Source organism: Bacteroidia bacterium (genome assembly GCA_027493955.1).
Lineage (GTDB): Bacteria > Bacteroidota > Ignavibacteria > SZUA-365 > SZUA-365 > JAOSJT01.
Window position 1 is genome coordinate 909,387 of sequence record JAOSJT010000001.1, and the last position, 19,877, is coordinate 929,263.

Below are 19,877 nucleotides of genomic sequence, written 5' to 3' on the forward strand. Positions count from 1 at the left end.
AAGAAACACATCCGTCACCGTAACGTGACGGTACCAATAAATCGTTCTGCGGAAGGATGGGTACGCATGAGTGCGGAAACGGTGATCTGCGGTGCGTGCGGAGGGGAGAATTCTCTCCTCGCTCTGCGCTGTGACGGGTGCGGCGCGTATTTGCGTGACCGCGTACCGGCGCTCGACCTGTTTTCGACACTGTGGGGAATGCTCGAAGCACCCCGGACAACATTTCTCCGTATTGCGCGCAGCGAACAGAAGAATTACACGCATCTGCTTTTTGCCGGCAGCGGACCCGTCGTGCTGGCGGCGGTGCTCGCCGTGACGCGGGCAGGGGACACGCGTGCCGGCTTTGTGGAAATACTTGCCAGCATCGCGTTCGGCGGACCTGTCGCCGGTCTGCTCCATGGCGTTCTGGCGTCGTTCGGGCTTGTGCTGCTGACCCGTCTGCATACACCGCAACAGCGGTACCGCGATGCCGCCGCAGCGCTGGCCTGGTCGTTGTCGCCATTGCTCTGGCTGTCGGTCCTCATACTCCCGTTGCAGCTCGGCATTTTCGGCGTGACGCTCTTTTCCGAAAACCCCGCGGCGTGGAATGTGCAGCCGCTGCCGTACTGGCTGCTGATCACGGCGGACGCGGCGGCATTGCTCTGGACCCTTGCCCTCTTGCTCAAAAGTCAGTGGCCTCGTGGAGGGGGAGTGTCGGCTCTCGTAGCCGTCGTGCTCGCGGCAGTGGCGGTGTATGCTGGTATTGTTCCGGCAATCATTTTCGTGCTCTGATCTTTTGCCGTATTTTTGTGTATGATGAAGCGTCAGAATATTCACGAGATCATTCGACAGGGTGTGATCGTTTCCTGTCATGCCGACGACGGTATGCGGGATGAAGCGATATTCGCGTATTTCGTTCAGGCGGCTGTTGCGGGCGGCGCGGTGGCGCTGCGCATCGAAGGTGCGGAGCGCGTACGGAACACGCGCAGCCAGACCGAACTCCCCATCATCGGATTCGCCGAGGGCTGCTATGCGGATGGTGCCATGCTCATCACACCGACGATGGACGCTATAGACGCGCTCTTCGCCGCAGGTGCCGACGCCGTCGCCGTGGACGTGACCAAGCGCAAAAGACCGGACGGCACCGACGGTTTCATTTTTTTCGAACAGGCGCGGAAGCGCTTCACCGGACTGCTCTGGGCGGATGTCGCCAATTTTCGTGAGGGCATTCGTGCCGCGGAAATCGGCGCTGACTTCATCGCCACAACCTTGTCCGGTCATACACCCGGCACCGCGACGTATGATTATCGCACGCCAGACTACGTACTTATCCGTGAATTATCGCATTCCCTCACCATCCCCGTGATCGCCGAAGGGCGCATCTGGACGCCCGAGGCGGCGGTAGAGGCCTTGCGGGCGGGCGCGCACGCTGTGGTGGTCGGGTCCGCGATAACGCGACCCCGTATCATCACCACGACGTTCGTCGAAGCGCTGAAAGAGCAGGCGGAGACGCACCGCGGATGAAAGCTCATACAAATCACATGGTTCGATTCAAGGATTATGAGTATTTTACCTTTGAAACGGCTTGAGTTTCGGCTCGCCGGGGCGTATTTTTGATATGATGTAGCTGACCGCGAAATAGTTACGCGTGTCGGCACTGAAGGATCTTCGGGGCAAAGGACTTCGGAGACGATACAAACAGAAGAAACATCGTTAACCATTCATCTCTTTTTGGAGGCACACCGTAATGCAGCATCTTCTTGGATCCTTTCTCCTTCTCCTGCAGGAAGCGGGTGAGAGTACAGGCACCATCAATTTTCTGGTTGAAAAGTTCAACCAGGGCGGCGGCTTCATGTGGCCGATTCTCGCGTGTCTCGTGCTTGGTCTCGCCTTCGTCATTTTCAAATTCATCTCCATTGGCCGCGCGTCGGTGAACACCAAGAAGTTCCTTATCGATGTCAAGAAAGCGCTGGATGAGGGTGGTGTGGAAAAGGCCCTCGGTGTGTGCAGGAAAAGCAGCGGTTCCATCGCGAGCGTGTTCCAGGCCGGTCTGATGCGCGCGGACGAAGGTATCGACGCAGCCGAGAAAGCCGTCATCAGCTACGGCTCGATCGAGATGTCCTTCCTCGAACGCGGACTGATTTGGATTTCGACGTTCATTTCCATCGCTCCGTTGCTTGGGTTCACCGGTACGGTGCAAGGTATGATCCAGGCCTTCGATTCGATCGCCGCGGCGAAAAACATCTCGCCGGAAATCGTCGCCACAGGTATTTCCGTCGCGTTGCTCACGACGCTGTTCGGTCTGATCGTGGCCATGGTCCTTCAGGTATTCTACAACTACTTCGTTGCCCGCATCGACAAACTGGTGGTGGAGATGGAAGAAAGCTCCATCGAACTCATCGATTCGCTCGTGCTGCTTGAGAGGAAGAAGAAGGGATAAATATCCTATTCTTCCGATCATCTCAACGAGGAGCATCACATGTTCAGAAAAAAGAAAAAGGCGCCGGTTGAAATCCCCACCAGTTCGATGGCGGATATCTCCTTCCTGCTGCTGCTCTTCTTCCTCGTGACGACCACGATCGATGTCGACACCGGCATCGACCTCGTGCTGCCGCCATGGGTGGAAAACGCGGAACAGGTGCAGGTGAAGTCCGAAAACATCGCCAACATCCTCGTCAACGAGGTGGGCGATGTGCTCATCGATGAAAAGATTTACGGCGTACCGCAAATCAAGGCGGAAATAATCGCACGCATCAAGGCGAATCCCAAGCTGATCATCTCGTACAAGACGGTCCGGGATACGCCGTACAAGATCTACATCGACGTCATGGATCAGCTCAAGCTGGCGTACCGCGATCTCCGCGACGAATACAGCCGCGAAAAATTCGGCGTTCCGATGGAGAATGCCACAGAAGCGCAGATTCAGGAAATCCGCCAGGCCGTTCCGCAGCGTATCTCACTCGCGGAGCCCGCGCAGGCGGAAGAGTAGGAGAGAAGCGACAATGAAATTCAAGAAAAAAGTAGCCCAGGCGCAGCAGACGATTCCGACAGCATCCTTGCCGGACATCATCTTCATGCTGCTCATTTTCTTCATGGTCACCACCGTGCTCCGTGAAGTGGACATCAAAGTGCGTTACACCCTGCCCAGCGCTGTGGCTCTCGAGAAAATCGACAACAAGCGTCTGCTGTCCTACATCTGGATTGGCGAGGATGAGCGCATACAGATCGACGACAGCATTCTGCCCGTCGATGCCGTCAGCGAGATCGCCTATCAGAAGCGTTTGAGCAATCCGAACATCATCATGTCCCTGCGCATCGACAAGGGTTCGCGCATGGGTATCGTGAACGATGTCCAACAGGAACTCCGGCGCGCCGACGCGCTTCGCATCAATTACTCGGCGCTGATCAAACTCTGACGCCGCAACCGTTTCCGGAAAAAGGCAAGCGTCGTCCGATGGTTGCCTTTTTTCATTTTTTTCACCAGCACGGATACCGTCATGTCACTTACAGAACGTATCGCGGAAGACATGAAAGCCGCCATGAAAGCGGGCGACAAAACGAGCCTGGAAACGCTTCGCACCATACGCGCCGCCATTCTCGAAGTGGAGAAGCAGAAAGTCGGAACCACGCTCAGTGAAGACGACGATCTCACTATTCTCAATGCCGCGGCGAAGAAACGCCGCGAAGCCATAGAGCAATACCGCAATGCCGGCCGGAGCGATTTGGCGGAACAGGAAGAACGCGAACTGGCGGTCATTGCACGCTATCTGCCTGCGCAACTCGATGAAGCGGAATTGCTGGACATCGTCCGCGCGGCGATCGCCGATGCGGAAGCGGTGGACATGAAGGACTTCGGCAAAGTCATGGGACCGCTCATGAAACAGCTGAAAGGAAAGGCGGACGGCACGAAAGTGCAGGCACTGCTGAAATCCCTGCTCGGCGGCGGACATGCCTGAGAGCGCCGCGTTCAACGACGCGATAGAAAAGCTCGAGTTCGAGCGTATTCGCTCGCATATCGCGGGACGCTGCGCATCGTTGTACGGACGCGCTCACGTGGAGGCGCTGTATCCGATGACCGTCCCGGTGGAAATCAACGACGAACTCGCGCGCGTGGACGAGATGCTCCGTCTGATCGAGGCCGACGAGAGACCTCCGCTCGTGGATATTCTCGACATACGCGCCGTACTTCACCGCGCCGCGAAAGAAGGCAGTGTCGTACCCTCTGAAGATTTCCGCAGCGTTTTACAGGCCTTGACGCTGTTCCGTGAACTGCGGACGTTTTTGCTCAAGCGCAGCGAGCGCGCACCATTGCTCGCGCATATCGCGTCGGAACTCCCGGAGAACAAGTTGCTCGAATTTCACATCGACCGCGTTATTGACGACGAGGGCGGAGTGAAGGACGGCGCAAGCAAGGAACTCCGCGCGATACGACGCGAAATCATCGAGCGATCCGGACAGCTGCGCAGACGCATGGAGAGCATTCTCAAGCGCGTCTCGGAGCAGGAGATGGTGATGGAGGAACTGGTGACCCTGCGCGACGGCCGCATGGTGCTCCCGGTTAAGGCAGAGTACAAGCGGCAAATACAGGGCTTCATTCATTCGACCTCCGCGACGGGGCAGACGGTGTATATCGAACCCACCGAGACGCTCGAGCTGAACAACGACATCCGCGACCTGCAATTTGCCGAGCTCAGGGAAATCAACACGATACTGACGGAACTCACCGACAGGCTTCGCGGCGATGTTCCCGCGATGCTGACGGGCCTCATCGCCTTTGGCGAAATCGATGCTCTCTCTGCGCGGGCGCGCTATGCGCGCGATATGCTCGCCACCTGTCCGACGGTCAAGCGCGACGGCCCGCTGCTGCTCCGGCAGGCGCGCCATCCCTTGTTGCTGCTGCACAAGAAAATGTCGGACGTCATTCCTCTCGACATCAGCATCGGAGACGACGCCACGACAATCATCATCACTGGCCCCAACGCCGGCGGGAAAAGCGTGACGATGAAAACCGTGGGTCTGCTGGCGCTGATGTTGCAGGCCGGCATTCCCGTGCCTTGCGACGGGGAGAGCAGCTTTCCCGTGTACGACAACATATTTGTGGATATCGGCGACGAGCAGTCACTGGAAAATGATCTGAGTACCTTCTCTTCCCATGTCAGCCGCCTCGCCCGCATCGTGGATGGAGCGAGTATGCGTACTCTCGTGCTCATAGATGAAATCGGTACGGGCACCGATCCCGCGGAGGGGTCGGCGCTTGGCGCGGCCATTCTGGAACGGTTGACCGCGCTGAAGGCGCATGTGATCGCCACGACGCATCATGGCATGCTCAAAGCTTTCGCGCATGAGCAGGAGGGGATGGAAAACGCGGCGATGGAATTCGACATGCAGACGCTGCAGCCGACATATCGCTTTCGCGCCGGTCTTCCGGGCAGCAGCTATGCCTTCGAAATCACACGTCGCCACGGGATGAATCCCGCGATTATCGAGCGTGCCCGCGACATCATGGGAACACAGAGCAATGCCCTCGAGCAATTACTCGCTGAAGTCGAACGGCAGTCACAGGCCCTGGGAAATCGCCTGCGGCGCTCGGAGCAGCTCGAAGAAAAGTACCGCGCGCTCGTGGAGGAGTACGACGGAAAAATGAAACAGGTCCGGGCCGAGGCCCGGGATGTAAAAAAGCATGCTCTCGAAGATGCGCAGCGCATCGTGGAAGACGCGCGCGCTTCCGTGGAGAAGAGCATACGCGAGATCCGGGAAGAGCAGGCCTCGCGTGAAGCGATTCATCGCGCACACGAGCGTCTGGACAAGCAGAAGCAGGACGCCACGAAGGGCCTGGGCGAACTCGAAGATGTACCGGCCACACCGTCGGAGGCGCGGAAGCCCTTCCTCCCCGGCGACGAAGTGTTCATGGTCGACAGTCCCGCAACCATCGGCACGGTGCTTGATACCGCCAGCGGCGAAAAAATCCCGGTTGCCTTCGGCAGCATGCGCATGCTTGTAGAGATACAGAAGTTACGGCGACACGAGGGCAATCGTAAAGCTGTCCCCGCCGCCTCCGTGACAGTGGAAGCCGTGGAACGCAATGAAATCGATATCCGCGGCCTCTACGGAGACGATGCCATTCGAAAAATCGATCTCTTCCTGTATCAGGCGTGGACAAGCGGCTTGCTGCGTGTCGACATTATTCACGGCAAGGGTACCGGAGCGCTACGGCAGAAGGTGCACGCTTTTCTGAAGGATCTTCCCTTTGTGGAAAGCTATCAGCTCGGTGAGTGGAACGAAGGCGGCTCCGGAGTCACGAAGGTCGTGTTCAAAGGGGATTGACCGCGCGACGCTGCGATGGTATGCTACGCAGCGGCATTCGGAGGGCGGCCTGGGATGAACTTCGGGCGCGGAGATCGGCTCCGAACAGCAACACGGGAGTCGCTTCTTCGCCTTTCGCTCTCCGTCTGATCGTATGGCAAATAACACGGGTGTTCGTACATTCCAACAGGATACAATGCACTGCTTCCAATGACTGAACCGACCATTTTTCCACTTTCGCGCATCACCGCCCGCATCGGGGAGATTCTCGCGCCGGTCGCGGAAAAGGACTTCTGGGTTCAGGCAGAAATAGGTGATGTATCCGACAAGGGAGGCCACTACTATGGTACCCTCGTCGAGACGAAGGACGGAAGGCAAGTGGCGAAACTCGCGTTTCGTATGTGGAACAGGGACCGGACACGCATCGCCGCAGCGTTTCTCAAGGCCGGGCTTGTTCTGGAACTGAAAACCGGGATGAAGGTCATTTTCGAATGCCGCCTTGAGTTTCACGAGCTCTACGGTTTGAGTCTGGTTGCCAGCAACGCCGATCCGCGTTTCATTCTCGGAGAATTGGAACTTCGCAAGCGGGAAATAATTGATCGTCTGACGGGCGAAGGCGCCGATCAGCTGAACAAGAAATGGCGTGTACCGCAACTGCCGCTGCGCATCGGTTTGATCACCAGCAGGGAGAGTGCGGCATATGCCGATGTGTACAAAACGCTCGAGCGTGGGGGCTTCGCCTATCGTGTGTCCTTCACGGAAGCGGTGATGCAGGGCGAGAACGCTGAAGCCTCGATTCTTCGCGCTCTCGGTCTTCTCGATCGGCTTTCTGTGGATCTGGTCATTCTCGTCCGTGGGGGAGGAAGCAAATCCGACCTGGCGACACTGGATAATGAGCGCATAGCGCGTGCAATAGCGACGTTCAATAAACCGGTATGGGTCGCGATTGGCCACGAGACCGATAGCGGTGTTCTGGATGTTGTTGCGCACAGCTCCTTCAAGACGCCGACAGCGCTCGCAGAAGCCATCGTCAGTCGCTTCGAAGGCGCGGCACGGGATATGCGGCAGGCAGAAGAGCGTATCCGGCGGGAGTGGATACACGCCATCGGGCGTCAACACACCCGCATTCAACGCGACACGGTTGGTATTCTCCAGGGCAGCCGCAAGCTGGCGGCACTGACGCGAACGCAATTACTGGGTGCTGTCGAGCGCATGCGAAGGGGAGTGGGCGAGAGAACGATTTCGGCACACAGGAATAACGACAAACAAAACAATGAGTTACGGCGCCGTATCTCAAGCGCAATAGAGCATAAAATGGCCACGCTTCGCACGGACATGCGCGGCCTGAACAGCGCAGTGCTGAAAACATTGCGTGCCGCCGCACTGGCGAAAGAGGCGCAGAGCATGCGACTCTCTCCACGTCGGGTGTGGACAATTGTGCAAAGCGGTGACGCGGACGCACGTGTTCGCATGTACGCGCTGCTCGGCTCCGCAAAGCGCACAGTCGAGCGCTACGGGGAACAGCTTCGCGCGTCGCTTGACCGGGCCGTTTCTTCGAATACTCTTCCGCGATTACGACACGAAGCGGCGTCGCTGGAGCAACGTCACACCAACGTCCTCGCATACGATCCACGGCGGGTTCTCGCGCGTGGTTTCAGTATCGTGCGGACAACGAACGGACGGATCATCGGCAGTATTGATGCGATAGAGCCGGGCATGTCCGTCGGTATATCATTTCACGATGGTGACGCCCGCGCATCCATCAGCAGCAAGGAGAAACATCATGAGTGACACACCCCTCAGCTACGAGGAAAAGGCACAACGGCTGAACGACATTCTCACACGTCTCGATAATTCCGAAACGCCCATAGACGACCTGGCGAAAGACGTCAAGGAAGGAGTGCGCCTCATAAAGGAAATGAGCGAGACCCTTCGTAAAGTCGAACTCGAAGTCAAGGATGCTTTCAGGGAACTCGAAGAGCTGCAGCAACCGAAATAGCCTGCGTCTGCGCTGGGTCTGCGCGCTTGGAACAATTCGTGCAGGGATTGCGCGAATGGAAGCGGATGCATGCGGATGCTATTACATGGGCGTAGACGATGGATCCGTCGTTGACTACTCCTCGAACATTCCCTCACGAAAACACCTGCCACCCCATGGCCATCCTGTCCCAATCTTCCGTATACGATCATAGGTTACGTGGAAAAGAAATGGGGCGGTGTGAACCGCCCCATACTGCTTTTCATGAGGAGAGAGAAAGAGAGAGGTTACTTGAGCAGCAGCATCATTCTCGTGTGGACGCTTTCGGAGCCGCTCGCGTTCCGGACAGCAAGACGAGCCATATAACTACCGGCGGGGCTGTTGCCGCTGTCCCACAGCTTCATGTGACGGCCGGCACCGAAGTTCTCGTCCACAAGTTTCGCAACTTCACGACCGAGCGCGTCGTGTATCGTCAATTGCACCTGCATGGCTTCGGGGAGATTCCACGCGATAGTGGTTGAAGGGTTGAAGGGATTCGGGTAATTCGCCTCGAGCTCGACACGAGAGGGCCGGGAAATCGAGACTGGGCCGGACTTCGATGATGCGCATGCGCTGGTAACGAGATACAGAGGCGCATCCTCGGTCACAAGGCTATTAATCGAAACGGGCACGTGGATTTTGAACGCAGAAGTGGTGGTATTTCCGGCATAATCCGTCGCCGCAACGCTCACGGAGTAGACGCGTCCGTTGCCGCCACCCAGACGCTCTTTGCGTACCTGGACGGACTGGCAGTCGACCGCGATGAGAATGTCGTCCAACGTCGCTCCGTCCCCGTCATGTGCATCTTCGGCTTCATCGCTGGTGACTTGTGTGATGCGGAGACTCGAAGCCAAACCGGGAGTATCGTCGCAATTATCGGAGACCGAAGCCACCATCTGCGCGATGCTGAAGGACTGATAGGTATGATTGGGCATCCAGAGGCGCACCGGATTGGCGGCGAGCGTAATGGCCGGGGGCGTCACGTCGTCGACGATAACATTTTGGGTCTGTGTCGATGTGTTGCCTTCCGAATCGGTGAAGGACCAGGTAACGACATACGAACCCTGAGCGGTGTAGACGAGCGGATCGGTTGTTGTGCCGTAAATCATGCCTTCGCAGCGGTCGGTTGCGGTCGGGACGGTGGTCACTTCGGCCGAGCATTCACCGGTGACGTCGGGAAGCGTTGCGACATCGGGAACAGGGGCATCCTCGTCACATTCTGACAGCGTCAGATCATACAGGATGGGAGTATCCGTGATGTTCGGTTCACGCGACAACGTGGTGCGGATCTCGACATACTGGCCCGCGAAACCTGCGTCGCACAGGTCATTCCCCGAGCCCACCTGAACGAAGGGCACGAGCGAGAGGCCTGCCTGAGAGGCCGCGCTGCGGACTTCCACCTTGATCGCGGTACCAGCCGGTGTCGATCCACTCCAGGAGACGCTGCCCCACTTCGTTCCGACCACGCCGCTGTTGTGCACCACCGTCCAGGTACCCTGCTGTGAGGTGGCGCCGATGGCCACGGCACCCGTCATGTCGCTGTAGTTGTACGGAAAGGCGCTTGCACCGAGAGGTACGGTCAAATCCACCGCACCGAGTCCGTCACCACCCGCCGCGGGATCGATACGCATGGCGTTGTGCGAATTGTAATTGGTGACCCAGACTTTATCGTTGGCATCGACAGCGACACCGGTAGGAGTGGAGCCGACCGGGATGAGTTTCTTGATTGCGCCGGCGTTGGAAAGACGCACAAGGGTATTGCTGTTGCGATTGGGAACCCAAACGTCGTTATCGGAAGTGACGGCAACACCGCTGGGTTGTGCTCCTCCGGTCGGGAACGTGCCCAACACGGCACCCGCGGGCGAATATTTGCGGATGACGTTATCACTGTAGCTGGTATTCCAGATATTGCCGAAGCCGTCGATGCCCAGTCCGTACGATGTTCCGAAAGAGAGACAGGTAGCGGTGTTTGCAACCGGATCGTAGCGGGTCAAACGATTGTACGACACATCGGCGGACCAGAGAATTCCCGCACCGTCAATGAGACCACCGTAACCGCCACCACAGAGAGGTCCTCTCGTTGTGAGAATGGCTCCCGTGTTTCCATCGAGCTTATGAAAGGGGAAAATACCGCCAAAATTGTAGCCGCCGACCCATACGTTGTTGTCGGCATCCATGGACAGATGGCGCACATTCGGGGTGCCGGGCGTACGCTGGTAGATGGTAATACATTCGTCATCCGCGGTGGAAACACCGCCATTGTTGTCCGCACCGCCGGCATTTGTCCAGGGGCGAACGTCACCGGAGCCGCGGGAGGTTTTGATGAGACCATCGTTGTCGCGATCAATTGCCGTACTGTAAATGAACGGCGGTTTGAGATACAGCCCGATCGGATTCGGACTTCCATCCGAGTCACAGCGGGTGCCTCCGACGACAATTGCAATTTTCACGACCGATCCGTTATTGCCAGCGGATTCTGCGCGATTACCGACCCAGACATTACCGAAGAAATCGACGGTGGTACGGGAGGGATCGCGGAAGCGTCCGTCGGGAGCCGTGTAATACTCGCCGAGAATGGCACCCGTTGCCACGTCGAGTCTCGCCGCCGTACCGCGACCGGAAAGCGCGATCCAGATAAAGGGCGGAGGCGTGACGCGGTCATTCAACTGCAACTGATCGTTGTTCGGGGAGTCGTGATTCACATTCTGCAGGTTACCCAAATCGAAGTCCGCATCGGTAGTGTAGATTACCGAACACACTGAATTATTGACTGCGTGAATTCCCGGTACGGAAGTGGTGAACGAATTCGCACGTGCTTCGTGAACGTTCACCCTCGAGGTCGCATGCCCGGTAGATGATGCGCTCAGAGCGTCAAGGCGCGCCTGCACCGCTGGCGTCGCTGCGTGCATCGACGTGCCGCCGAGAGAAATATGGGTCGACACAGGCTCGGCAATGCGCTGCGAAGAGGCCATGAAATCAGCTTCGGGGTTGAGGAGAAATTGTGTGCTGGTTTGGAACGAGGTTTCGACTTCCTTGCTTTGTGATGACACCTTGCTGTCCTGCGCCGTCACCGCCGACGACAGAAGGCACAGTACCAGGAAGAGATATGGCAGAGCAACATTGCGCATAGCGAGACTCCTTGAATGGGTTTCGTGATGGAACGTGAAACGCGGGTTGGTACGCGAGATACGTATTGTGAATGGCACCACGAAACGTAGGAATTTGGCAATGTGTATGCAATAGGTATTATTACGTATTTTTATAGGTAGTGTTACCTATATGCCGCCGGAATATCCGCGTATCACTTCCCGGTGATCGAGCGCATAGCGCAGGAGGGAGTAGCGACCGCTCAGGTTCAGTTTCTTGCAGATGCTCAAGCGGTGATGATCCACCGTCCTCCTGCTGATATGCAATTGATTCGCGATTTCCGCCGATGAGCGCGAGGCCGCGATAAGCGTGAGGATGCGGCGTTCCGAGATGGTCAATTGCGAAAGACCGGGATCACGCATATTCCTGTACCCGTCTCTCCCGCCAGCGATCACTGAACGCAGCATCGGACTGAGCCAAGTCTCGCCGCGCAGCGCTGCAGCAAGCGCGATCGGGAGCTCCGTATCCACTGCCTCCCGCACAACACAAGCGCTGATACCCGCGAAATGCGCGGTAAGGAGGGTGAGTCCTTCAGCATAGGGAGCGATGATGACACTGCGGATAGCATCCCGGTTAATCGCCAAATGATGGATCCAAACCGCTGCGGATGTCGTGGAGGCGGCATCAAATTCCATGACCAGTACAGTCGGAAACGGAGGAGCGAGAACGCTCGTCAGATCCGATGGATGATCCAGATCGGCTGAGATACGACAAGGGCGGAGAGCCCGTAGGTAATCGAATATCCCACGTCGAAACGAAGCGCTGCCTCCGCAGAGTGCGACCAAAATGGTATCGTCTGTTGGAAATTCTGATGATCGCCTGTCCATAAGCGAATCCTGTCTTTCGTGATAGGGAGAGAGGTACTGACGCCGATGCCGTGCCATTCGGCAATTTGTTGCATGCGAACACAAACACAGTGGCGCTTCCAATGTGCTGCGCGCAACAAACGGCGTCGTTCATATACCAGGTGGCTGCATTCAGCTGATTCTGACCCCGAATGATAGGAATTCCATTCAAGAAAAACAAGATCTCCTATGTCCGATATGTGATATCCATGTAGTGACAATCAGGCAAGGGGCTCTTTCTTGCGCAGATATCACGGTTTGCAGACGGATGCTTACGAAGGCATGCGCGAGGATTCCTTCTGAATCAGCTACGTAAACAAGCATCCGTCATCATTCCATAGAGTACCGCGTGCAAATCCTTTTCTCTCCGCCCAGCACTTACGAGCACAGATTGAACAATTTCATACATGGATTCCACGGATAGAACGCGGAACGCACGGATGGTATCTCCCGGCGGAGCCGATACGTCAGTCGAAGACTCCCACAAGAGTGTTCCTGCGCGAGCATCCTTGCCATTCCGTGCGACTCGTGTATAAAAAAAGTCCCGCTGCACAGCGGGACTTTGTCGAAAACGGATTGCGACGGTTTATTTCACCAGACTCATCTTGCGGGTCTGGGAGAAGCTGCCTGCCGTCATGCGGTAGAAGTACACACCGCTCTGGAGACCGCTGGCGTCAACGGTGACGCGATAGGTGCCGGGCTCCTGCATGCGCTGTACCAGTGTGCCGACCTGCTTGCCCAGCGCGTCGAACAGCGTGATGGTCACGAGTTCGGAGCGCGTGAGCTGATAGGTGATGCTGGTCACGGGATTGAACGGATTGGGATAATTCTGTTCGAGCACATAGCCCGTGGGAAGCACGTCGAGACGCGAAATGGAATTCACGATCGGGCCGCCGGCGTCGAAATCCCAGGCGTCGTAGAACTTCGGATCTATCGAGCCCCACTGCGCGCGGATTGTGACATCGGTCTGGCTGTCGTCAATGTTGGAAATGTGGTTGTTGCCGAATCCGCCTTCATTGTCGCCACCACGAATACCGAACTTGTATTCCTGGCCAACGAAGCGCTTGGAACCGGTGCTGTCCGGACCGTAGGTGAACTGGACGGTGAAGATGCTGTCGCCGGCAACGGCGTCACCGTGCGTGCCGTCATCCCACATACGTTTGTACGTGGTTTCGCGCAGCTGTAAGCCCCAGGTCGTCCAACCATCGGTGGCGGGACCATTCATCCAGACACCATCGGAAAGAATGGTGGTGGCGTCGGTCACGTGATCCACACCCTGAATGTCGGTAAGCGTGGAGCCCTTCGCGACCTGATAAATTGCCGGACGGAGATCCAGCTCCCAGGTCACATTGACGTCGCGCGCGAGTACGGAGCTGTTGCGGAAGCGCGGCATGCGGTTGGGGCTGACCTGACTGTCCTCGGTGTCATTCACATCCACATCCAGCGCTTCGGGCACGAACATGCGGCGCTCGGCGAGGGGATCGCTGCTGCTCTCGAAATCGAAGTTGAAGTAGGTTTCACGGATTTCCTGACCGTCTTTTTGCATGTAGTACTGGTAGAAAATGCGCTTGCCGGTTTTCGCGACCAGCGTCTGACTGCCAACATACACATTGGTGAAACCCTGCTTGGTAAGATCCACACGAGCCGGGCTGTTTCCGTTCAGATCCCGCGCCGTACCGGACCAACCGGTCTGCACATACAGCGTATCGCCGGCCCGGAAGCCACGCTCCTGAATTGCGCGGCTCATGTCCACGCTGAAATTCACAGTTATGGTGTCCGTACCGAGGAAAGGTACAGGACGGACATCGCTGAACCACACCCAGTGAAGGGTCGTATCCGCAAATCCCACCGGCACGGTGAAGGTTCTGTCCGGACGATCCTCCCACTTCTTCGGGTCGGCATCGGGATCATCCGATCCGGCGATCACGAATTTGTAGGGGATGGACTGCCCTTCGGTGACTTCCGCCTTCGGAAGCAGAACCACACCGGAATAGAAATTGCCTGCCACATACTGGCGGCTGCCGCCGTTGCCATGCGGTTGTTCCTGCGTGAGGAACAGCGTGTGGGCCCAGCTCAAATTGCCAAGATAATCCGGCCATGCGGCACCGCGTACACCCACCTTGTCGGTGGCGGGATTGAATCCTTCCCAGCCCTGCATATTGACGCGTACCCACACGGCGATGCTGTCGCTGTTGACAGGCCAGGGACGGAAAAACTGCTCCTGATTATCCGGTGTGCCGTTCGCAAATTGCAGCGGCAACACAATATCAGAAGTTTCGGTCGTGAGAATGCGGTTCCCGCTGGGATCCGTGCTGTTCTGCTCCCAGCCTTTGTGCTCGTTGTCACCGGTAGCGCTCACGGCATTGGTGAACACCTTGTACTGTATTGTGGAATTTGCGGGAAACTCCACCGTCGCTGTCCAGTAGTCTCCGCCGATGTTCGTCAGATTGACACCGGTGCTGCCATCCCAGGTCAGCGGGGCAGTGTCGCCACGCAGCTGTACGACCGCCTGATCCGGCCAGAGCGTGTCTGGTACCGTCGCGGTGTTTACGAGAAAGGTGACCCGCACCGTCTGCGCCATGGCAGAACCCGCGAGGAACACCAGCAGAAGCATTGCAAAGCGAATGCTGCTCTTCGTCATAAATAACCTCCTGAAGTGATGTGTGTTGAGTAATTGCATACTCATAGAATGTTTGTATGTCGTTTGCTTTGATCGTTCATACCTCTGTTCAGAAATCGACGCTCAACGTGATGGTCTGAACGTTTTTGAAAATGCCGAATTCCTGATACGAATAGTCCAGTGTCGCGGCGGTTGCGCCGAAGAGGGGATAGTGTAAACCGATTCCGGCGGTAAATCCTTCTTCCGCGTCATCCATGAACAAGGCCTTCCAGCCCGCACGCACGAAGAACATTTCACGGAAAGCGACCTCGCCGCCGAGATTGACATGCTCCGCATTGTCGTTCGGACGAACCGCATCTGCAGCCAGCGTCGCGCGCAGTATCTCACCGCGATGCACGTCGTAGGATACTCCTGCGCGGAAGAACAAGGGCAGTTCCCAGGAATCCGTTTTCAGATTCGCCACAATTGTCTCGTTGTTTCCCGTATTGTCGGGATCGAGATCGATGCGCCGCGTGAGATCCTTGCCGTCCATACGCATGTCGCCACCGAAATTGCTGAGACTCATGCCCAGTCGTAACCCGTCGAACGGTGTGGTGAACAACAGACCGACGTCGAAAGCGATGCTCGACGCACTCTCGTTCCAGATGTGCTGCGAAATGTACTTGAAGGATGCACCAATCGAGAAACGGTCGGTCAGGTTGCGTGCGTAACTGATCGTAAAAGCGATGTCCTGTGCGCTCCAGCGCTCACCGGTTCCTTCCGGCCGCTGGACGGTCGTGACGTCGTCCTCTCCGAGATCGAGCTGTGTCAGACTGATGCCGAGAGCATTGTCCGAATCCAGCGCCAACGTTATACCGATCCAATTGAGATCGGTCTCCACAAGCCAGTCCGTGTGCGAAGCCATGACCTGTGAATGTCCGATACGCGACAGCGCTCCGGGATTCCAGTACATCGCGGAGGCGTCGCCACTCATGGCGACAAATGCGCCGCCCATGCTGTTGGCGCGCGGACCGACGCCGATGCCCAGAAACTGCGCGGCGGTTGTGCCCACCTTGCTCTGTGCATGCAGCAGGGGAGTCGCTCCGAAGAGGAGCAGAGTCAGCAGAAGGGATCGAAGCAGTGTGTTCATGGTTCCTCCGTTCCTTCGCTACTTGATAATGGCGATTTTGCCGCTCTTCTCGCCGGCAGATGATTCGAGCACATAGAAATACACGCCGTAGGCGATATCGAGATTTTCTTTGGATTTCAGATTCCACGTCACTGTACCGTCCTCGATGCTGCTGTCGTGATGCAAGGTGATCACATGCTCACCGCGGACAGTGAAGATGCTGATCTTCGCCTTGGCAGGTACGTGTATGAAATCAATCTTTCGGTCGCCGCGTCCTGTCGTGATGCCCGGAGGCAACGGCGACTCATGCGTGCTCGCGGAGATATAGGGATTCGGTACAACCTTCACCCTGTTGAGCAGATTGCCGGCCAGCGCGTTGTCCGTCTTCGGGAGCGTGGGGGAAAACTCGAAGACGTCGCCGTTCCGGAAGGGCTTCGTGGTCTTGATGACGAGCTTCTCACCGTCAGTGAAATCGTACACCTGGTCGGGTGGGACGCTCGGCCTGTTCTCAAACGTCATAATCCAGGAGAAGAACGACGTACCGTCTCGCCTGAGATCGAAGAGCGCAAGCTGATCGCTCTTGGAGAGCTTGCGATTGTTGTCCGTGTCCACGAAAATGAAGGGGATTTTGTGATTATCCGTCATGTTGAACACGGTGAAATTCACCGGTATCGCGGGCGATCCGAACAGGGCTGCGGAGGTGTCCACGATAGCAGAGGAGAAGCGGATTTCGTAATCGGATGGATATCTGCTGCCCTTCAACGTATCGCCGGGACTCAATAGAATATTCGTCGTCGAGAAGGTGTAGATCATGCTCTTCGCCCCGGTATTGAATCCCGATGCCGTATCGATCAGGCGGATTTGCCAGTCGTTGCGGAAATCGAGCTTCAATCCGTCAAAGATATCCGAATCCAGTGCTTCATTCACATAGGGACTGTTTCTGATGTACGGACTCTCGAACACAGGATAGTAATTGTACAGCACCTCGACGCTTCCGAGAAGACTCGTCGGCGAAGATGCCCGAATTTCTCCGCGCTTCGTGTCGACCCTGTAGCGGGAAGCGTCCACAGGACCATTTGCATCCTTGATCAGTACATTGTCCCCCCGCAGATGCTGATGCGGAAGTTTTACCGGGAGGGTGTCCTTCACGCTGATGGTGAAGGTCTGCTGCGCGGTGTTGTACACGCTGTATGTCGTGGTAATCTGCGCAAGCTCATCGGGATCCGCCTGATCCAGCTTGCCGTCCACGTCGTTGTCGAGCCCGTCACTGGAGACATCGGTGAAGGTGACGCGGTAGGTCACCGTTTGCAGGGTGCGGGGATCGAGCACGTCGAAATAAATCTTGCCTGTCCCGTAACGCTGCGTCGTCGTCAGTTCCACGCCGGTGGGAGCTCCGACGTAGCCACCCACGGGGGCGTTCGGAACGGCCACGGCGGTGTTGATGTCGAGTTCGGGTTTTCCGCCGGCGAGCAGACGGATACGTTTGGAGTTTTCCGCCGGGAATATGTCCGTCTGTTCATTGCCGCGGTCGTAGGCCACGATGGCGTAGTAATACGTGCGTCCATTCTCCACATCGAAGTCCGTCCAGGAATGCTCCAGGCCGGAATTGGCGCCGAGATTGAAGGATCGTCCTGACACGGTGGAAAACAGCTCGGGACTGGGCCTGAAATACCCCTGAATGTTGTTGATCAGATCGAACTGTGCGACGGGTTTGAAACCCACGATATTGCCATCCGCATCGGTGATGCGCGCCGCGTCGATGAAATTCGGATCGGTGGCCTTATAGATCTTGTACCCTTCGAAGTCGAACTCCTTGAGTACGGGGTCGTAGGATTTCTCTGCCTTACGGTCCCAATACAGCGTCACGCTTTTATCTCCGGGGACTGCGGTGAGCGTCGGTTTATCGGGAGCGACAGGGAAGCGGTAGTTGCTGTTGTAAATTTTCTGTACCGTTTCACGGTGTTTGAGCAGGTCGGCGATATCGGTTTCGAATCCGCCTTGTCCGCCGCCGTATACCAGGGCGAGCGAGAAGCGCTCGGTATTGCCGGCGAGCAGCGGAAAATATCCGGACCCGTAAATGAAATCGCCGTCTTCGCCGCGTTGGGGACGGTTATTGATGATGGAGCGCGGAACATCGAAAATCCTTGGCGCCATGCGCTTCCATAAATCCGCGTCGTCGGCGAGCGTGATATCGCCTGCCGGCGCAAAGTATTGGAAACTGGTCAGACCGATTTGATCGCTTTCGTCCACATCGGTTTTGTCAATGTTGGGTTCGCCCGGCAATCCGGTGTCGCGACCGCCGAAATCGTACCCCGAGGTAGGGGCGCCGTCACCTTCGCCTGCGTCGTTCGTGCCGGGCACACCGTCGCGACCGAGGTCGTCAAAGTCTATGTTCCAGTCCCGGTCGTTGTCCACAAGATCGCTGCGCCGTTCGTCCAGCATCAAATCGGAGGTACCGGCGCCGGTGAGGTAATCGACATACCGCAGAGGCCGGAGTATGTCGATGAGTGTGTTGCCTTGCGTGTCGCGCTTCAACTGTCGGTAATGCAGATAGTAGTTTTCGTCGATCACGCCATCGAGATCGTTGTCAATGCCGTCGTACGCATTGGGATTGACGATGGAATTTCCCTGCGTATCCTGAATGATGTTCCCTTCCGCGAGGATGGTCTGGCCGGGAAGAATGTCGATGCTCAGACCGCGGGTGTTCACCGTGATGGGAGCACTGCCAATATCCACGATGCTGCGATTGTATGTCTCGTCGATACGCACCACCCGCGTTCCGGGAAGGATGCGCGTCGAATCGAAACTCTCTGCGCGAAAAACCGGGGCGGATGCCCCGAAACCCGCGTCGTTGTCATTGTCGATGCCATCGAACGGATTGCCCGGGCTTTCCAGAAACGCGTATCCGACGAGTCCGACCGGCCCGACCCAACTGGGATTACGGCTGTTATTGTCCGGAAAATCTCCGGTGTAGGTCAAATCGAGATTGACGTCGAAAAAGGAAAAATCATCGTCGTACTCCGTCGGGGAGTTGTCGTTCCCGGTTGCGCCGATATACGTGCCGACGAGCATGCCGAACACGGCTCTGTTGTAATCCGTCGTGCCGGTATTGGTGATTTCATAGAGAAAGAAGATGTTGTCCTGTGCGAGGAACTGCGCCCATTGCAGTCCGCGTACGCGCATCTCGAGACCAAGGCCGTTGCGCGCGGGATTACGGGAGTCGGGCTTGAACGCCACCCCGAGCGTGTTGTTTCCGCTGAAATTGTAACGCTGGTCGTTGTTGTCGTCCATGACGAAATATGTCTCTTCGTCGCTGTTGGAGGTCTTGCCGAAAAAGCCGTTCCACGAGCCGCGCCAGCCGGGATCCGTGGCGTCATTGAGTTTATCGGGCCAAAACTGCGGCCAGGTTTTCGGATCGGTGTACAACGCGACGCCCGGTTCATTGGCGTTGGCATAGCCCGCGACGGGTTCCCATGTCCAGGGGATACCGGCAGGCGATTCGTCACGCCTGCGGGTGGGACGATCCACCGGCACCGTGACCACGCTTGGCCAGGTCTTTCCGTCGAAGCGCACTTCGGCGCCGATAAAAGGACTCACGTCTCCCAGATATCCGTTGTTATCGTAAATCCACGATCCGCGCGGACCGCCTGTGGCGGGTTGTCCGATCACGCCCCAGTTTCCGAAAACGGTTTTTACGCGGTTACCGGCCATGACATTGGAGCGCCGGTACTCCCGCCCGCTCTGCGCCTCGAGCAGAGAAGGGGAGAGGGTGAGAAGCAGCAAAAGCAGTACGCTGGTACGTGCGAAGGCGCGGGCTGCCGTTGTATTCATGATCGTCACAGTGCTGTTGGTGTGCAT

The 19,877-nt window shown here is 57.1% G+C and carries 15 protein-coding genes; 9 read left to right on the forward strand and 6 right to left on the reverse strand.

Features of this window, described 5'->3' with window-relative positions; genetic code table 11:
- Window positions 1-66: 66 nt before the first annotated feature.
- From M5R41_03620 to xseB, 9 genes are all read left to right on the forward strand, one after another.
- Window positions 67-771 carry a hypothetical protein gene (locus M5R41_03620; GenBank protein ID MCZ7555476.1) on the forward strand — a complete coding sequence of 235 codons (705 nt, stop codon included), beginning with the start codon at window positions 67-69 and terminating at the stop codon, window positions 769-771.
- Window positions 772-792: 21 nt separating this feature from the next.
- Window positions 793-1,503: a putative N-acetylmannosamine-6-phosphate 2-epimerase gene (locus tag M5R41_03625; protein MCZ7555477.1), complete on the forward strand. Its 711-nt coding sequence runs from the start codon at window positions 793-795 to the stop codon at window positions 1,501-1,503.
- A gap of 223 nt (window positions 1,504-1,726) precedes the next feature.
- On the forward strand, window positions 1,727-2,419 hold the full coding sequence (locus M5R41_03630) for a MotA/TolQ/ExbB proton channel family protein (GenBank protein ID MCZ7555478.1): 693 nt from the start codon (window positions 1,727-1,729) through the stop codon (window positions 2,417-2,419).
- Between the two features lie 39 nt (window positions 2,420-2,458).
- On the forward strand, window positions 2,459-2,968 hold the full coding sequence (locus M5R41_03635) for a biopolymer transporter ExbD (protein ID MCZ7555479.1): 510 nt from the start codon (window positions 2,459-2,461) through the stop codon (window positions 2,966-2,968).
- A 13-nt stretch (window positions 2,969-2,981) separates the two neighbouring features.
- A complete protein-coding gene (locus tag M5R41_03640; protein ID MCZ7555480.1) occupies window positions 2,982-3,395 on the forward strand; it encodes a biopolymer transporter ExbD in 414 nt (137 codons plus the stop codon).
- Between the two features lie 81 nt (window positions 3,396-3,476).
- Window positions 3,477-3,935 carry a GatB/YqeY domain-containing protein gene (locus tag M5R41_03645; protein ID MCZ7555481.1) on the forward strand — a complete coding sequence of 153 codons (459 nt, stop codon included), beginning with the start codon at window positions 3,477-3,479 and terminating at the stop codon, window positions 3,933-3,935.
- Window positions 3,928-6,303 (forward strand): endonuclease MutS2, encoded by a 2,376-nt coding sequence (locus tag M5R41_03650; protein MCZ7555482.1) that lies wholly within the window; start codon window positions 3,928-3,930, stop codon window positions 6,301-6,303. Before M5R41_03645 ends, M5R41_03650 begins: the two co-directional genes overlap by 8 nt.
- A 189-nt stretch (window positions 6,304-6,492) precedes the next feature.
- Window positions 6,493-8,073 carry an exodeoxyribonuclease VII large subunit gene (xseA, locus tag M5R41_03655; protein MCZ7555483.1) on the forward strand — a complete coding sequence of 527 codons (1,581 nt, stop codon included), beginning with the start codon at window positions 6,493-6,495 and terminating at the stop codon, window positions 8,071-8,073.
- On the forward strand, window positions 8,066-8,281 hold the full coding sequence (gene xseB / locus M5R41_03660) for an exodeoxyribonuclease VII small subunit (protein ID MCZ7555484.1): 216 nt from the start codon (window positions 8,066-8,068) through the stop codon (window positions 8,279-8,281). The genes xseA and xseB overlap by 8 nt, the downstream gene beginning before the upstream one ends.
- Before the next feature lie 266 nt (window positions 8,282-8,547).
- Here the strand turns inward: xseB and M5R41_03665 are convergent, their stop codons facing one another.
- The 6 genes from M5R41_03665 to M5R41_03690 form a co-directional block, all read right to left on the reverse strand.
- Complete coding sequence (locus tag M5R41_03665) at window positions 8,548-11,427, reverse strand: hypothetical protein (GenBank protein MCZ7555485.1); 2,880 nt, start codon at window positions 11,425-11,427, stop codon at window positions 8,548-8,550.
- A gap of 147 nt (window positions 11,428-11,574) precedes the next feature.
- Complete coding sequence (locus M5R41_03670) at window positions 11,575-12,081, reverse strand: LuxR C-terminal-related transcriptional regulator (GenBank protein ID MCZ7555486.1); 507 nt, start codon at window positions 12,079-12,081, stop codon at window positions 11,575-11,577.
- A 38-nt stretch (window positions 12,082-12,119) separates the two neighbouring features.
- Window positions 12,120-12,347 (reverse strand): hypothetical protein, encoded by a 228-nt coding sequence (locus tag M5R41_03675; protein MCZ7555487.1) that lies wholly within the window; start codon window positions 12,345-12,347, stop codon window positions 12,120-12,122.
- Window positions 12,348-12,877: 530 nt separating this feature from the next.
- A complete protein-coding gene (locus M5R41_03680; GenBank protein MCZ7555488.1) occupies window positions 12,878-14,932 on the reverse strand; it encodes a T9SS type A sorting domain-containing protein in 2,055 nt (684 codons plus the stop codon).
- An 88-nt stretch (window positions 14,933-15,020) separates the two neighbouring features.
- Window positions 15,021-16,040 carry a PorV/PorQ family protein gene (locus M5R41_03685; GenBank protein MCZ7555489.1) on the reverse strand — a complete coding sequence of 340 codons (1,020 nt, stop codon included), beginning with the start codon at window positions 16,038-16,040 and terminating at the stop codon, window positions 15,021-15,023.
- 18 nt (window positions 16,041-16,058) lie between these two features.
- Window positions 16,059-19,877 carry a hypothetical protein gene (locus tag M5R41_03690; GenBank protein ID MCZ7555490.1) on the reverse strand — a complete coding sequence of 1,273 codons (3,819 nt, stop codon included), beginning with the start codon at window positions 19,875-19,877 and terminating at the stop codon, window positions 16,059-16,061.

Bases quoted from the DNA above. Each gene is read 5' to 3' on its own strand.
- M5R41_03620 (MCZ7555476.1), top strand. From the start codon at position 67: ATGAGTGCGGAAACGGTGATCTGCGGTGCGTGCGGAGGGGAGAATTCT.
- xseB (MCZ7555484.1), top strand. From the start codon at position 8,066: ATGAGTGACACACCCCTCAGCTACGAGGAAAAGGCACAACGGCTGAAC.
- M5R41_03630 (MCZ7555478.1), top strand. From the start codon at position 1,727: ATGCAGCATCTTCTTGGATCCTTTCTCCTTCTCCTGCAGGAAGCGGGT.
- M5R41_03675 (MCZ7555487.1), bottom strand. From the start codon at position 12,347: ATGCAACAAATTGCCGAATGGCACGGCATCGGCGTCAGTACCTCTCTC.
- M5R41_03665 (MCZ7555485.1), bottom strand. From the start codon at position 11,427: ATGCGCAATGTTGCTCTGCCATATCTCTTCCTGGTACTGTGCCTTCTG.
- M5R41_03650 (MCZ7555482.1), top strand. From the start codon at position 3,928: ATGCCTGAGAGCGCCGCGTTCAACGACGCGATAGAAAAGCTCGAGTTC.
- M5R41_03680 (MCZ7555488.1), bottom strand. From the start codon at position 14,932: ATGACGAAGAGCAGCATTCGCTTTGCAATGCTTCTGCTGGTGTTCCTC.
- M5R41_03690 (MCZ7555490.1), bottom strand. From the start codon at position 19,877: ATGCACACCAACAGCACTGTGACGATCATGAATACAACGGCAGCCCGC.
- M5R41_03685 (MCZ7555489.1), bottom strand. From the start codon at position 16,040: ATGAACACACTGCTTCGATCCCTTCTGCTGACTCTGCTCCTCTTCGGA.
- M5R41_03625 (MCZ7555477.1), top strand. From the start codon at position 793: ATGATGAAGCGTCAGAATATTCACGAGATCATTCGACAGGGTGTGATC.
- M5R41_03640 (MCZ7555480.1), top strand. From the start codon at position 2,982: ATGAAATTCAAGAAAAAAGTAGCCCAGGCGCAGCAGACGATTCCGACA.
- xseA (MCZ7555483.1), top strand. From the start codon at position 6,493: ATGACTGAACCGACCATTTTTCCACTTTCGCGCATCACCGCCCGCATC.
- M5R41_03670 (MCZ7555486.1), bottom strand. From the start codon at position 12,081: ATGGAATTTGATGCCGCCTCCACGACATCCGCAGCGGTTTGGATCCAT.
- M5R41_03645 (MCZ7555481.1), top strand. From the start codon at position 3,477: ATGTCACTTACAGAACGTATCGCGGAAGACATGAAAGCCGCCATGAAA.
- M5R41_03635 (MCZ7555479.1), top strand. From the start codon at position 2,459: ATGTTCAGAAAAAAGAAAAAGGCGCCGGTTGAAATCCCCACCAGTTCG.